This is a genomic window from Streptomyces sp. NPDC058534, from assembly GCF_042717365.1.
Lineage (GTDB): Bacteria > Actinomycetota > Actinomycetes > Streptomycetales > Streptomycetaceae > Streptomyces.
In genome coordinates this window covers 1-12095 of sequence record NZ_JBHXNW010000090.1, presented here as the reverse complement: position 1 = coordinate 12095, position 12095 = coordinate 1, and the positions used below count along the sequence as shown (strand labels likewise).

Genomic DNA, 12095 nt, shown 5'->3' with positions numbered 1-12095 from the left:
ATCCGCAAGCTGGTCGCGGCCTTCGGCACCCTCGACTCGATACCCCTGGAGCCGCCCCTAACCCCCCCCCCGCCCCCCCGGGCCGGCCCTCAGAGCTGCCGACAGGCGATATCAGGCCACGCCGGCGTTCAGGAAAATACCTCCGTCGACGACGAGGGTCTGACCGGTGACCCAGTCCGACTGTGCCGAGGTGAGGAAGGCGGCGGCACCGCCGATGTCGGAGGGCACGCCGAGCCGCCCCAGCGGGTAACCGGCGGCAGCCTCCTCCTCGCGGCCCTCGTACAGGGCGGCGGCGAACTTGGTCTTCACGACGGCCGGAGCGATCGCGTTGACCCGCACCTTCGGCGCGAACTCGTGCGCCAGCTGCGCGGTGAGGTTGATCAGCGCGGCCTTGCTGACGCCGTACGCGGCGATGAAGGGCGAGGGCGAGAGGCCCGCGACGGAAGCGATGTTGACGATCGCGCCGCCGTTGTCCTTCTGCCAGGCGTGCCAGGTGCGCTGGGCGAAGCCGAGGGCCGAGATCACGTTGGTCTCGAAAACCTTGCGCGCGACGTTCAGGTCGAGGTCGGCGATCGGCCCGAACACCGGGTTGGTGCCGGCGTTGTTGACCAGGAAGTCGACGCGGCCGAAGGCCTCCATCACGCGCTCGACGGCGACGGCCTGGTGGGCCTCGTCGTGCGCCTTGCCGGCGACACCGATGACCCGGTCGGCGCCGAGCTTCTCGACGGCCTCCTTGAGGGCGTCCTCGTTGCGGCCGGTGATGCAGACCCGGTCGCCGCGCGCGACGAGCGCCTCGGCGACGCCGTAGCCGATGCCGCGGCTGGCGCCCGTGACGAGCGCGACCTTGCCGGAGAGTCCGGGGAGTTCAGTCATGTCAGTGGTCCCTAGTGTCCGTGTTCCCTGGTCTCCGTGTCCCTAGTCGAGCGGTCCACCGGCCACGTACAGCACCTGGCCGGAGACGAAGCCGGCCGCCTCACCCGTGAAGAAGGCGATGGCGTTGGCGATGTCGTCGGGCTCGCCGACGCGGGCGACCGGGATCTGGGTGGCGGCGGCGGCCTTGAAGTCGTCGAAGCCCATGCCGACGCGGTCGGCGGTGGCCTTGGTCATCTCGGTGGCGATGAAGCCGGGGGCGACGGCGTTGGCGGTGACGCCGAACTTGCCCAGTTCCTTGGCGAGGGTCTTGGTGAAGCCCTGGAGACCGGCCTTGGCGGCGGCGTAGTTGACCTGGCCGCGGTTGCCGAGCGCGGAGGAGGAGGACAGGTTGACGATCCGGCCGAAGCCGGCGTCCACCATGTGCTTCTGGCAGGCCTTGGACATCAGGAAGGCGCCGCGCAGGTGCACGTTCATGACGGTGTCCCAGTCGGAGACGCTCATCTTGAAGAGCAGGTTGTCGCGCAGTACGCCCGCGTTGTTGACGAGGATCGTCGGCGCGCCCAGCTCCCCGGCGATCCGCGCGACGGCCGCCTCGACCTGCGCCTCGTCGGAGACGTCGCAACCGACCGCGATCGCCTTGCCGCCGGCCGCGGTGATCTGCTCCACGGTGTCCTTGCAGGCGGCCTCGTCGAGGTCGATGACGGCGACGGCGCGGCCCTCGGCGGCCAGTCGTACGGCGGTCGCGGCACCGATGCCGCGCGCGGCTCCGGTGACGACGGCGACCCGCTGCTCAGTGGTGGACATTGCTGCTCTCCTCGTCCTGGGGATGCGGCCCGTGCGGAGCGTGCGCCCTTGGGTGAGCGACCGCTTAGTACCTTCCGCAGACGTGACGCTAGAAGCCCTGGCACCCGGTGTCAACGGGACACCGGGCCGGTGTGATCCATTACCTGGGCTCTCCGGTGCGTCACCGCGCCCGGCCTACCCGATCGGCCCACCGCTGCGCGCCCCCGGGCCCGTGACCCCCTAGCGTCGAAGCGCGAGCCACTCGTGGCCGGAAAGGAGACGTTCATGCGCCGTCGAACCGGTGCCGCAGGCATTGTCGTCGCGATAGCCGCGATCGTGCCGTTGGCCGACACCGCACACACCCAGGACCTGGACTCCCGGAATCTCACCCATCAGCAGGCGGGCCAGGCCGCCTTCGAGAGCGATCCGGACGCACCGGATGCTTTCACCGATGACCTGTTCGCCCCGGACGCACTCGACCAGGGCCGACCCGACGGAAGCGGATCCGACGCGGGCTCGTTCGACCCGGGCGGAAACGACCAGGGCGGGTTCGGCCAGGGCGGAAACGCGGGCACGTTCGACCCGGGCGGAAACGACCAGGGCGGGTTCGACCAGGGGCGACCCGACCAGGGCGGATTCGACCAAGGCGGGTTCAACGACGGTCAGCCCGACGGGGGGCGGAACGATCAGGGCGGTTTCAACCAGGGCGGGAACAACGACCGCCGGGACCAGGACCGTTTCGACGAGGGCCGAGGCGACCAGAACCGAGGCGACCAGAACCGACGCGACCAGAACCGACGCGACCAAGGCCAGCAGGTCGAGCAGAACCAGGAGGTGGAGCAGAATCAGCAGGTGGAGGTGCACGTCGCGTCGCTCCCGACGACCTCCTCGACCTCCGTGCCGCTCCCGGACACACCCGCACCGGCCACCGACACGAGTCCGGCCTCCCCGGCCGTCACTCCGACGCGCGGCACTCAGGGCGGCCTGGGCGGCTCCTTCAACGCCGGGCCGAGCCGCTCGGACATCGCCATCGGAGTGGGCTGCGTGGCCAGCGCCATGCTCGCCGCCGGCTTCGCGCTGAGGCGCCGCCGGCGCGCCTGACACCCGCCACGGCTCCGGGCCGGAGCGAACCTGCCCGGCGTCACCGCACCAGCAGGTCGAGGAGCCGCTGCCCCTCGGCCGCCGGATCGACGGTCAGGCCGGTGTGCACGGGGCCCGGCTGGACGATGGTCGAGCGGGGCGCGATCAGCCAGCGGAAACGGCGGCCCGGGTCGTCCTGGGCCGCCTGGCCCGCCGCGTCCCCGCCGGTGCACACGCCCTCCACGGCGCGCAGCGCCGCACGTACGCCCGGCAGGTCCACCCCCGGGTCGAGCGCCAGCAGCCTGGCCTCGTCGAGGTGGGTGTGGGCACCGACGTAGGACTTGGCCCGGCAGTACACGAGCACGCCGGCGTTGACGCACTCCCCGCGCTCGACCCGGGGCACGACGCGCACCAGCGCGTACTCGAAGACGTGGCGGTCGCTCACCGCTCCCCCTTGACGCGTTCGTGGATCGTGGCGGCCCGGGCGAGCAGGGGCCTGGCATAGGCCCGCCGGAGGTCGTCGGGGGTCGCGAAGCCGGGCTCGTCCCGCAGCCAGACGCCCGGGATCTCGGCGGTGACCTCCGCGAGGAGTTCCTCGGTGACCAGCGGCGCGAGCGCGGCGGCGGCCGAGCGGACGTCCGGCGAGAAGCGCGCGAGAGCGTGGTCGGATGCGTCGTAGGGGCGGGCCGCGGAGGTCTCGGCGCCGGGCCAGTTGTGCTGCCAGATCATGGTCGCGCCGTGGTCGATGAGCCACGTCTCGCCCCGCCGGCGCAGCAGGTTGGGGTTGCGCCAGGACCGGTCGACGTTGTTCACCAGCGCGTCGAACCAGACGATCCGGCCGGCCTCCTCGGGGCTCACCTCGAAGGCGAGCGGGTCGAAGCCGAGCGCGCCGGAGAGGAAGTCCATACCGAGGTTGGTGCCGCCGCTCGACTTGAGCAGTTCCTGCACCTGCTGGTCGGGTTCGCCGAGCCCCAGGACGGGATCGAGGTCGACCGTCACGATGCGCGGGACGCGGAAGCCCAGCCGCCGGGCCAGCTCACCGCAGACCACCTCCGCGACGAGCGTCTTGCGGCCCTGCCCCGCGCCGGTGAACTTCAGGACGTACGTCCCGAGATCGTCGGCCTCGACAAGCCCCGGCAGCGAGCCGCCCTCGCGCAGGGGCGCGATGTAGCGGGTCGCGGTGACCTCTTTCAGCATGTTCCCGGGCCATCCGTCGGAGAATCTGCGTCGAGCATGAAGTGAGCATAGTGATCGGGGGTGGTGGTCACGCGTCGCCGTCCGCGTAGCGGTCGAGGTGGCGCCGCAGGCTCGACTCCAGATGCTCGCATGGCCTCCGACGCCCGTTCGGGACTGCGCCGCAGCACCGCCCTCAGGATGCGGCCGTGCTCCATGACGGTGGCCGGACTGCCGCCCGAGACGGCGCTGAGCCGGAAGAGGTGAAGGTGGGTGTGCAGCCGTTCCACCGCCGCCGCGAGCATCGTCCGCCCCGACGCGACGGCCAGCGCGTCGTGGAACCGCTGGTCCAGCACCGCGAAGCGCCCGTACTCGGCATACCTGTGCCCCTTGTCCGGCAGCCCCCGCATCTCCTCGGCCACGGCCTCGATCCGGTCCAGCGCCGCCTCGCCCATGTGCTCGGCGGCCAGCGCGGCGGCCCGCGGCTCCAGCAGCAGACGCATCTCGAAGAGTTCCTCCACCCCCTGCCGGGTGAGCAGTTCGGTGGCCCGGTATCCGGAGAGCGAACGCTTCACCACCAGTCCGTCCGACTCCAGGCGGGCGAGCGCTTCGCGCACCGGCGTCGCCGAGACTCCCAGGGACCGCGAGACGGACTCGATGCCGACCCGTGCGCCGGGCTGGATCACATGGTCCATGACCATGGCCTTGACCGCCTCGTAGACACTGACCGTCAGCACTTCCCGCCGGGTCGGCGTCATGCGCCCGGCCTTCTTCGACGAGCGACTGGTGCTCTTCCCGCTCCTGAGGGACATCTCGACGCTCACCGTGGTGGCGCTCGCGCAGATGGTCGTGCTGTCCGTGGGGCACATGAACCTCGCCGTCGGACGCATGGCCGCCTTCGGCGCCTTCTTCGCCGGGTTCGGCTACGACCGGCTCGGGCTGCCGCTGCCGCTGGGCCTGGTCCTGTGCCTCGTCGCCGGCTGCGCCATCGGCGCGCTGACCGGCTGGATCATCGCCCGCACCGGTGTGAACTCCTTCGTCGTGACGCTGGCCATGGACTTCGCCCCGCTGGGCCTGGTCTCCCTGCTCTACTCGGCCCTCACGGACAACGCCGCGTTCACCACGCGGCCGGACGGGCTCGCCGAGCTGCGGTCGTACTCGCTCGCGGACATCTGCGCCGGCCCCGTCTGCGGTTCGGCGGCCGTTCCGCAGATCGTCCAGTTCACCGTGCTGGCCCTCGTCGGTCTCGGCTTCCTCTACGCCCGTACCCGCATGGGCCGGGAGCTGCTGCTCACCGGCGCCAACCCCGCCGCCGCCGAGCTGTCCGGCATCCCCACCGGCCGCCGTGTCGTCCTGGCCCACGCGTTGTCCGGCCTGCTGGCCGCCCTCGCCGGCTTCATGGCGGCCGTGGGCACGGGCACGTTCCGCGCTTCCATCGGCGACGACTTCATGCTCCCGTCGTTCCTCGGCGCGGTCCTCGGCGGCACGCTGCTCACCGGCGGCGTCGTCTCCGCGCTCGGCGCCCTGCTCGGCACCGCCCTGGTCGGTGTCATCCGCAAGGGCCTCGACCTGCTCGGGGTCGGCCTCGAGAGCCTCAACATCCACCTCGGCTGCGTCCTGCTCCTCGCCCTGTCCGCGGACCGGGTGCGCAGCGTGGTGTCCTATCGCAAGGTGGTGCGCTCCACATGACGACGCTCCGCGACAAGGGAGCCTCCGCCCTTCCGGCACTGCGACGCTTCTCACGGTCCACGACGATGACGCTGCTGTGCGTGGTGGTCGTCGGCTGGGTGGGGCTCGGTATCGCCTCGTCCGGCTCCTTCTTCGAGGGCTCCTCGCTCCGCACGTTCCTGATGTACCTGGCCACGCCGGTCCTCATCGGCCTGGCCCAGATGGTCGCCCTGTGCGTCGGGCAGCTCAACCTCGCCGTCGGCGCGCTGGGCGGGTTCAGCGCCTGTCTGATGGGCGTGCTGATGGCCGACCACGGGGTGCCCGCGGGCCTCGCCGTGCCGGCCGGCGTGCTCACCGCGACGCTGATCGGCCTGCTGACCGGGGTGTTCATCGTCGCCACCCGGATCAACGGCTTCATCGTCACCCTCGGCACGATGACCATCCTGCTCGGGGCCCAGTACCGGCTCTCCGGCACGCGCACGATCGACGGGTACTCCGAGACGCTGCGCGACCTCGGCCGCTCGGCGCCGCTGAGCATCCCGCTGGTCTTCGTCGCCGCGCTGGTCGCCGCGGCGCTGCTGGCCGCGTTCATGTACCGCACGATCGCCGGGCGGCGGCTGCTGGCCGCCGGCGGCAACCCGCTCGCGGCGCGGTTGTCGGGCATCTCGTCCGACCGGCAGATCGTGGTCGCCCACACCCTGTCCGGTCTGCTCGTCGGTACCGCCGCCGCCGTGGCCGCGGCCTCGCTGCCCGGCGTCAACCGCAGTGTCGGCGGGGACTGGCTGCTGCCGAGCTTCGCCGCCCCGATCATCGGCGGTGTCGCGCTCACCGGCGGCTCCGTGGCGGTGCTCGGCACGGTGCTGGCCGCCTGCGTGATGCGGCTGATCGACACCGCGCGGGCCCAGTTCTCCCTCGACCCGAGCTGGGTGAACTTCCTCATCGGCCTGGTCGTCCTCGGCACGGTCGTCGGCGGCCGCGTCCACCAGTCCCACCTGGAGAAGAAGGGCAGGGCACCCGGCCGTACGCCTCCGGCGCCGCCTGGCAGCGACGCACAGCCGGCCGCCGCCCTGCCGAGTACGGGAGGCGCCCGATGAGCGACGTACCGCCGGCACGCGAGAACGACGTCCTGCTGGAATGCGAGAACATCGTCAAGGTCTTCCCCGGGGTACGCGCCCTCGACGGTGTGGGCCTGAAACTGACCGCGGGTTCCGTGCACGCCCTGCTGGGCGAGAACGGCGCCGGGAAGTCCACGCTGATCAAGGTGATCACCGGCGTCCACCCACCCGACGGCGGCCGCCTGCTGCGGCGGGGCGCGGAGACCCGACTGCGCTCCCCGCTGGAGGCCACCCGCGCCGGCATCGGTGTGGTCCACCAGGAGCGCAACCTGATCCCCGGCTTCTCGGTGGCGGAGAACATCACCCTGCAGCGCCCGCCCTCGCGCCGGGGACTGATCGACCCGGAGGCGATGACCGCTCCCGCCGAGCGCTGTCTGGCCGAGCTGGGCCTGGACCTCGACCCGCGCCGCCCGGTGCGCGAACTGTCCGTGGCACAGCAGCAGTTGGTGGAGATCGCCAAGGCGCTGTACACCGAGAGCGAGGTGCTGCTGCTCGACGAGCCCACCGCCTCGCTGTCCCCGCGGGAGGCGGAGCGCCTCTTCGACGTGGTGCGTCGGCTCACCGCACGCGGCACCTGTGTGGTGTTCGTCAGCACCGGCGCCCCGGTGCCCGAGCGGCCGGTCGTCCTCATGAAGGCCCCCGGCACGGTCGTCGGCCCCTAGGACACCGTGCTCGTGCCGCGCGGCCCGGAGAAGACCGACCAGGAGGTGGAGCTCGCGGTGGTGACCGGCCGACGCGCCCGCCACCTGGCCGGCCCCGACGACGCGGCCGCCGTCATCGCGCGCTACTGGGTCGGCGACGACGTCTCCGAGCGGCTACCCGACCCGCAGGCACTCGGCCTGCGACTCGGAGGACGGCGATGAGGACCCACCCCACGGCCCGCATCACGGACGTCGAGGTCGTCGACGTCCGGTTCCCCACCTCGCGGGAGCTCGACGGCTCGGACGCGATGAACCCCGACCCCGACTACTCGGCCGCCTACGTCATCCTGCGGACCGACGCGGAGGACAGGCATCGGCAGCAACTGGAGGGGCACGCCTTCACCTTCACCATCGGACGCGGCAACGAGGTACAGGCGGCGGCCATCACCGCACTGCGGCCCCATGTCGTCGGCCTGTCCGTGGACGCGGTCTGCGCCGATCCGGGAACGGTGAGCCGGGCCCTGGGCGGTGACAGCCAACTGCGCTGGCTCGGCCCGGAGAAGGGCGTGATGCACATGGCGATCGGCGCCGTGGTCAACGCGGTCTGGGACCTCGCGGCCAGACGGGCCGGCAAGCCGGTGTGGCGGCTCCTCGCCGACGCCGGCCCCGAGTGGCTCGCCGACCAGGTGGACTACCGCTACATCGAGGACGCGCTCACCCGCGAGGAGGCAGTCACCCTGCTCCGCGAGGGGAAGGAGGGCGCCGCCGAACGCGAGGCCCTGCTGCTGTCGCGCGGATACCCGGCGTACACCACGTCCCCCGGCTGGCTGGGCTACTCCGACGAGAAGCTGGTGCGGCTCGCCGAGCAGGCCGTCGTCGACGGTTTCCGGCAGATCAAGCTCAAGGTCGGTGCCGACCTGGCCGACGACGTCCGCAGACTGCGGACGGCCCGTGCGGCGGTCGGCCCGGACATCCGCATCGCCATCGACGCCAACCAGCGCTGGAACGTCGCCGAGGCCGTCGACTGGACCAGGGCACTCGCCGACAGTGACCCGTACTGGATCGAGGAGCCCACCAGCCCCGACGACATCCTCGGGCACGCGGCCGTGCGCAGGGGCGTGGCGCCCGTCAAGGTCGCCACCGGCGAGCATGTGCAGAACCGCATCGTCTTCAAGCAGTTGCTGCAGGCCGAGGCCATCGACGTCCTCCAGATCGACGCGGCACGGGTGGGCGGCGTCAACGAGAACCTGGCCATTCTGCTGCTCGCCGCCAAGTACCGCGTCCCGGTCTGCCCGCACGCCGGCGGTGTCGGGCTGTGCGAACTCGTCCGCCATCTCTCGATGTTCGACTTCGTCGCCCTGTCCGGTACCACCGAGAACCGGGTCATCGAGTACGTCGACCACCTCCACGAGCACTTCGACGACCCCGTGGTCATCGCCGACGGCCACTACACGGCGCCCACCGCGCCCGGCTTCTCGTCCCGGACGCACCCCGAGTCCATCGCCACCTACCGCTATCCCGACGGCGTCTTCTGGGCCGCCGACCTCGCCACACAGGAGAAGGGAACCCCCTCATGAGCGAACTGTCCCGGCTCAAGGCCCTGGTGACCGGCGGCGCGTCCGGCATCGGCAGGGCCACCGGCGTCCTGCTGGCCGCCCGCGGCGCGGACGTCGCCGTCCTCGACCTCGACCCGTCGTCCGTGGACGAGCCCCTGCGCGGCTACGTCGCCGACGTGTCCGACGACGCCTCGGTACGGTCCGCCGTCGCCGCGGCAGCGCACGAGCTCGGTGGCCTCGACATCCTGGTCAACAACTCCGGTATCGGCGCGGCGGGCACGATCGAGGACAACGACGACGCCCAGTGGCACCGGGGCCTGGACGTGAACGTCCTCGGCGTCGTCCGCACCACCCGGGCGGCTCTGCCGCTCCTGCGGGCCTCCGCGCACGCCGCCGTCGTCAACACCTGCTCGATCGCCGCCACGGCCGGGCTGCCGCAGCGGGCCCTGTACAGCGCCGGCAAGGGCGCGGTCCAGGCCCTCACCCTCGCCATGACGGCGGACCACGTCCGCGAGGGCATCCGCGTGAACTGCGTGAACCCCGGGACGGCGGACACTCCCTGGGTGGGCCGTCTCCTGGACCAGGCGTCCGACCCGGAGGCCGAGCGGGCGGCGCTCAACGCCCGCCAGCCCATGGGCCGTCTGGTCACCGCCGAAGAGGTCGCCGCGGCCATCGCCTACCTGGCGAGCCCGGCCGCCGGCAGCGTCACCGGTACGGCCCTCGCCGTGGACGGCGGCATGCAGGGCCTCCGGCTGCGCCCGGAGGAACAGTGAGGGCGGCGGCCCTGGGAGGCAGCGGGGTGCGCGTCAGCGCCCTCGGCTTCGGTGCCGCCGCCATCGCCGGACTCTACGAGGACGTCGGCGAGGACGAGGCGGCGGCCACCGTGGAGGCCGCCTGGGACGCGGGCATCCGCTACTTCGACACCGCCCCGCACTACGGTCTGGGCCTCTCGGAGCGCAGGCTGGGCGCGGCCCTGCGGACGAGACCCCGGGACGGTCTCGTCCTGTCCACCAAGGTGGGCCGGGTACTCGAACCGCACGACGGCGGCGGCGACGACCGGGCCAACGGCTTCGCGGTACCGGCGACCCACCGGCGTCGGTGGGACTTCAGCGCCGACGGCGTACGCCGCTCACTGGAGGACAGCCTCAGCCGCCTCGGGCTGGACCGCGTGGACCTGGTCCTGCTCCACGACCCCGACGAGCACGGGGAACAGGCATTCCGGGAGGCGTATCCGGCGCTGGAGGAGCTGCGGTCGCAGGGGGCCGTCCGGGCGATCGGCGCGGGGATGAACCAGAGCCGGATGCTGACCCGGTTCCTGACCGACACGGACGTCGACGCGGTGCTCTGCGCCGGGCGTTACACCCTGCTGGAGCAGGGGGCCCTGGAGTCGCTGCTGCCGGCCGCGTCCGCCGCCGCCGGCAAGAGCGTGATCGTCGGCGGTGTCTTCAACTCCGGGCTGCTGGCCGACCCCGCGCCCGGCGCCACGTACGACTACGCGGCGGCGCCCTCGGATCTCCTGGACCGGGCGGTACGGATGCGCGCGGCCACCGAGGCACACGGGCTGCCGCTGCGGGCCGCCGCGCTCCGCTTCCCCTTCGGGCATCCGGCGGTCGCGTCGGTCCTCGTCGGGGCGCGCTCGGCGGCTCAGGTCGTGGACGCCGTCACGCGGTTCCGCGGGCCCGCCCCCGGGGCCGTATGGGACGATCTGCGGGCTCAGGGCCTGCTGCCCGGCGGCGTGCCGGTGGCGGTGCCGGTGCTGGACGGGAGCGTGGCGTGACCTTCGTCGACGCCCACCACCATCTGTGGGACCTCGCCGTGCGCGACCAGGAGTGGCTCGACGGCCCCCGGCTCGCCCCGTTGCGGCGGTCCTTCGTCCCGGCGGACCTGGCGGCCGAGACCAGCGCCACGGGGGTCACGGCCACGGTGCTGGTGGAGACGGTCGACGTCCCCGAGGAGACACCCGAGTTGTTGTCCCTGGCCGCGCACAGCGACGTGATCGGGGCGGTCGTCGGGTGGACCGACCTGACGGCCCCGGACGTCGCCGACGCACTCGACGCGCTGCGGTCACTGCCGGGTGGTGACCTCCTGCGCGGGATCCGCCACCAGGTCCAGGGCGAACCCGACCCCGACTGGCTGACCCGCCCGGATGTCCTGCGCGGCCTGCGTGACGCCTTCGGTCCCCGGCGGCTGATGTTCGGCTCCGACTGGCCGGTGAGCACGCTCGCCGCGGGGTACGGCGCGGTCGTCGACTCGGCCCGGACGCTCACGGCGGGGTTGGACCCGGCCGAGCGGGCCGAGGTGTGGTCCGGCACCGCTCGGCGCGTCTACCGCATGCCAGTCACACACCCGGGGTGACGGGGGCGGGGAGCACCGGCCGCGCCGGTCACTCCTCGTCGAACCGGCTCAGCTGGCGTTCGAGGCTGCGGGTGAGGTGCTCGGCCATCGCCTCCGCGGCCTGCTCGGCCCTGCGGCGCAGGATCGCCCGCACGATGCGTTCGTGTTCGCCGAGGGTCGGATCGTCTGCTTCCTGGATGTTCTGGACGTTGCTGAGACGGAAGATGTGCAGGTGCGTGTGGAGCCGCTCCACCGCGTCCGCGAGCAGCGGCCGGTGTGCGGCTTCCGCGACGGCGTCGTGGAAGCGCTGGTCCAGCGCGGCGAAGTCGCGGTAGGAGGCGTACGGTCCGGTGGGCCCGGGGTGGGCCTGCATGCCCTCCAGGGCGTCGAGCTGGCTCTCCGCGGCGTTGTGCGCCGCCAGGGCCGCGGCACGAGGCTCCAGGAGCAGCCGCATCTCGAACAGCTCTTCCACTCCCTGGCGGGTGAGCAACTCGGTCGCCCGGTACCCGGACAGGGAGCGCTTGACCACGAGACCGTCGGACTCCAGCCGGGCGAGCGCCTCGCGCACCGGGGTCGGCGAGACGTCCAGCTCACGGGCCAGGGCCTCGATGCCGACGCGGGCGCCCGGAGCGATCTCGTGGTCCATGACCTTGGCCTTGATGTCCTCGTAGACACTGTCGGACAGAACCTGACGGACCGGCGGGACGGACGGGTCGTGCGCCGGCATCCGGGTCTCCTACTGGTCGGTGCGCTGAGGGCTGGGGCCACCAGCAGCTTACGACCCGGGGAGCAATTGGGCTCGACATCGCGGTGGCCGTGCTGGACGACGTTTCTTCTCCTGAGCCCTATTGCTTCCCGGGTCGCGAGTTCGA

Annotated in this window: 11 protein-coding genes and 4 pseudogenes; 9 read left to right on the top strand and 6 right to left on the bottom strand. The window is 72.4% G+C overall.

The features are described 5' to 3' along the window. Positions 1–111: 111 nt before the first annotated feature. On the bottom strand, positions 112–873 hold the full coding sequence (locus ACFWR9_RS36705; protein ID WP_383850256.1) for an SDR family oxidoreductase: 762 nt from the start codon (positions 871–873) through the stop codon (positions 112–114). 42 nt (positions 874–915) lie between these two features. Continuing rightward, the gene (fabG, locus tag ACFWR9_RS36700; RefSeq protein ID WP_383850253.1) at positions 916–1677 is read right to left on the bottom strand and encodes a 3-oxoacyl-ACP reductase FabG; all 762 of its coding nucleotides are present in this window, start codon (positions 1675–1677) and stop codon (positions 916–918) included. 264 nt (positions 1678–1941) lie between these two features. Here fabG and ACFWR9_RS36695 point away from each other — a divergent pair, with 264 nt between their 5' ends. Next, entirely contained in the window at positions 1942–2757 is an 816-nt protein-coding gene (locus ACFWR9_RS36695) for a hypothetical protein (RefSeq protein ID WP_383850250.1), read from the top strand. Between the two features lie 40 nt (positions 2758–2797). Here the strand turns inward: ACFWR9_RS36695 and ACFWR9_RS36690 are convergent, their stop codons facing one another. The 3 genes and pseudogenes from ACFWR9_RS36690 to ACFWR9_RS36680 form a co-directional block, all read right to left on the bottom strand. Further along, positions 2798–3181 (bottom strand): DUF3037 domain-containing protein, encoded by a 384-nt coding sequence (locus ACFWR9_RS36690; protein ID WP_383850247.1) that lies wholly within the window; start codon positions 3179–3181, stop codon positions 2798–2800. Next, a complete protein-coding gene (locus tag ACFWR9_RS36685; protein ID WP_383850245.1) occupies positions 3178–3933 on the bottom strand; it encodes a HipA family kinase in 756 nt (251 codons plus the stop codon). The genes ACFWR9_RS36690 and ACFWR9_RS36685 overlap by 4 nt, the downstream gene beginning before the upstream one ends. Positions 3934–4000: 67 nt before the next feature. Next, positions 4001–4667: pseudogene (locus tag ACFWR9_RS36680) on the bottom strand (GntR family transcriptional regulator). Here ACFWR9_RS36680 and ACFWR9_RS36675 point away from each other — a divergent pair. From ACFWR9_RS36675 to ACFWR9_RS36640, 8 genes and pseudogenes are all read left to right on the top strand, one after another. After that, positions 4660–5598, top strand: a pseudogene (locus ACFWR9_RS36675) (ABC transporter permease); the annotation flags it as partial. The pseudogenes ACFWR9_RS36680 and ACFWR9_RS36675 overlap by 8 nt on opposite strands. Next, positions 5595–6671 (top strand): ABC transporter permease, encoded by a 1077-nt coding sequence (locus ACFWR9_RS36670; RefSeq protein WP_383850242.1) that lies wholly within the window; start codon positions 5595–5597, stop codon positions 6669–6671. The pseudogene ACFWR9_RS36675 and the gene ACFWR9_RS36670, both read left to right, overlap by 4 nt. Further along, a pseudogene (locus ACFWR9_RS36665) lies at positions 6668–7285 on the top strand (ATP-binding cassette domain-containing protein); the annotation flags it as partial. The gene ACFWR9_RS36670 and the pseudogene ACFWR9_RS36665, both read left to right, overlap by 4 nt. Continuing rightward, positions 7286–7540, top strand: a pseudogene (locus tag ACFWR9_RS36660) (fumarylacetoacetate hydrolase family protein); the annotation flags it as partial. A gap of 11 nt (positions 7541–7551) precedes the next feature. Continuing rightward, on the top strand, positions 7552–8910 hold the full coding sequence (locus tag ACFWR9_RS36655; RefSeq protein ID WP_383850240.1) for an enolase C-terminal domain-like protein: 1359 nt from the start codon (positions 7552–7554) through the stop codon (positions 8908–8910). Further along, a complete protein-coding gene (locus tag ACFWR9_RS36650) occupies positions 8907–9662 on the top strand; it encodes an SDR family NAD(P)-dependent oxidoreductase (protein ID WP_383850237.1) in 756 nt (251 codons plus the stop codon). The genes ACFWR9_RS36655 and ACFWR9_RS36650 overlap by 4 nt, the downstream gene beginning before the upstream one ends. Then, positions 9659–10666 (top strand): aldo/keto reductase, encoded by a 1008-nt coding sequence (locus ACFWR9_RS36645; protein ID WP_383850233.1) that lies wholly within the window; start codon positions 9659–9661, stop codon positions 10664–10666. Before ACFWR9_RS36650 ends, ACFWR9_RS36645 begins: the two co-directional genes overlap by 4 nt. Beyond that, on the top strand, positions 10663–11244 hold the full coding sequence (locus ACFWR9_RS36640; protein WP_383850232.1) for an amidohydrolase family protein: 582 nt from the start codon (positions 10663–10665) through the stop codon (positions 11242–11244). Before ACFWR9_RS36645 ends, ACFWR9_RS36640 begins: the two co-directional genes overlap by 4 nt. Before the next feature lie 28 nt (positions 11245–11272). Here ACFWR9_RS36640 and ACFWR9_RS36635 read toward each other — a convergent pair whose 3' ends face one another. Beyond that, positions 11273–11950, bottom strand: a complete 678-nt coding sequence (locus tag ACFWR9_RS36635) for a GntR family transcriptional regulator (RefSeq protein ID WP_383850229.1) — start codon at positions 11948–11950, stop codon at positions 11273–11275. Between the last annotated feature and the right edge of the window lie 145 nt (positions 11951–12095).

Excerpts from the sequence above, each read along its gene's own strand:
- ACFWR9_RS36705 (WP_383850256.1), bottom strand. The coding sequence starts at position 873 with ATGACTGAACTCCCCGGACTCTCCGGCAAGGTCGCGCTCGTCACGGGC.
- fabG (WP_383850253.1), bottom strand. The coding sequence starts at position 1,677 with ATGTCCACCACTGAGCAGCGGGTCGCCGTCGTCACCGGAGCCGCGCGC.
- ACFWR9_RS36695 (WP_383850250.1), top strand. The coding sequence starts at position 1,942 with ATGCGCCGTCGAACCGGTGCCGCAGGCATTGTCGTCGCGATAGCCGCG.
- ACFWR9_RS36685 (WP_383850245.1), bottom strand. The coding sequence starts at position 3,933 with ATGCTGAAAGAGGTCACCGCGACCCGCTACATCGCGCCCCTGCGCGAG.
- ACFWR9_RS36670 (WP_383850242.1), top strand. The coding sequence starts at position 5,595 with ATGACGACGCTCCGCGACAAGGGAGCCTCCGCCCTTCCGGCACTGCGA.
- ACFWR9_RS36655 (WP_383850240.1), top strand. The coding sequence starts at position 7,552 with ATGAGGACCCACCCCACGGCCCGCATCACGGACGTCGAGGTCGTCGAC.
- ACFWR9_RS36650 (WP_383850237.1), top strand. The coding sequence starts at position 8,907 with ATGAGCGAACTGTCCCGGCTCAAGGCCCTGGTGACCGGCGGCGCGTCC.
- ACFWR9_RS36635 (WP_383850229.1), bottom strand. The coding sequence starts at position 11,950 with ATGCCGGCGCACGACCCGTCCGTCCCGCCGGTCCGTCAGGTTCTGTCC.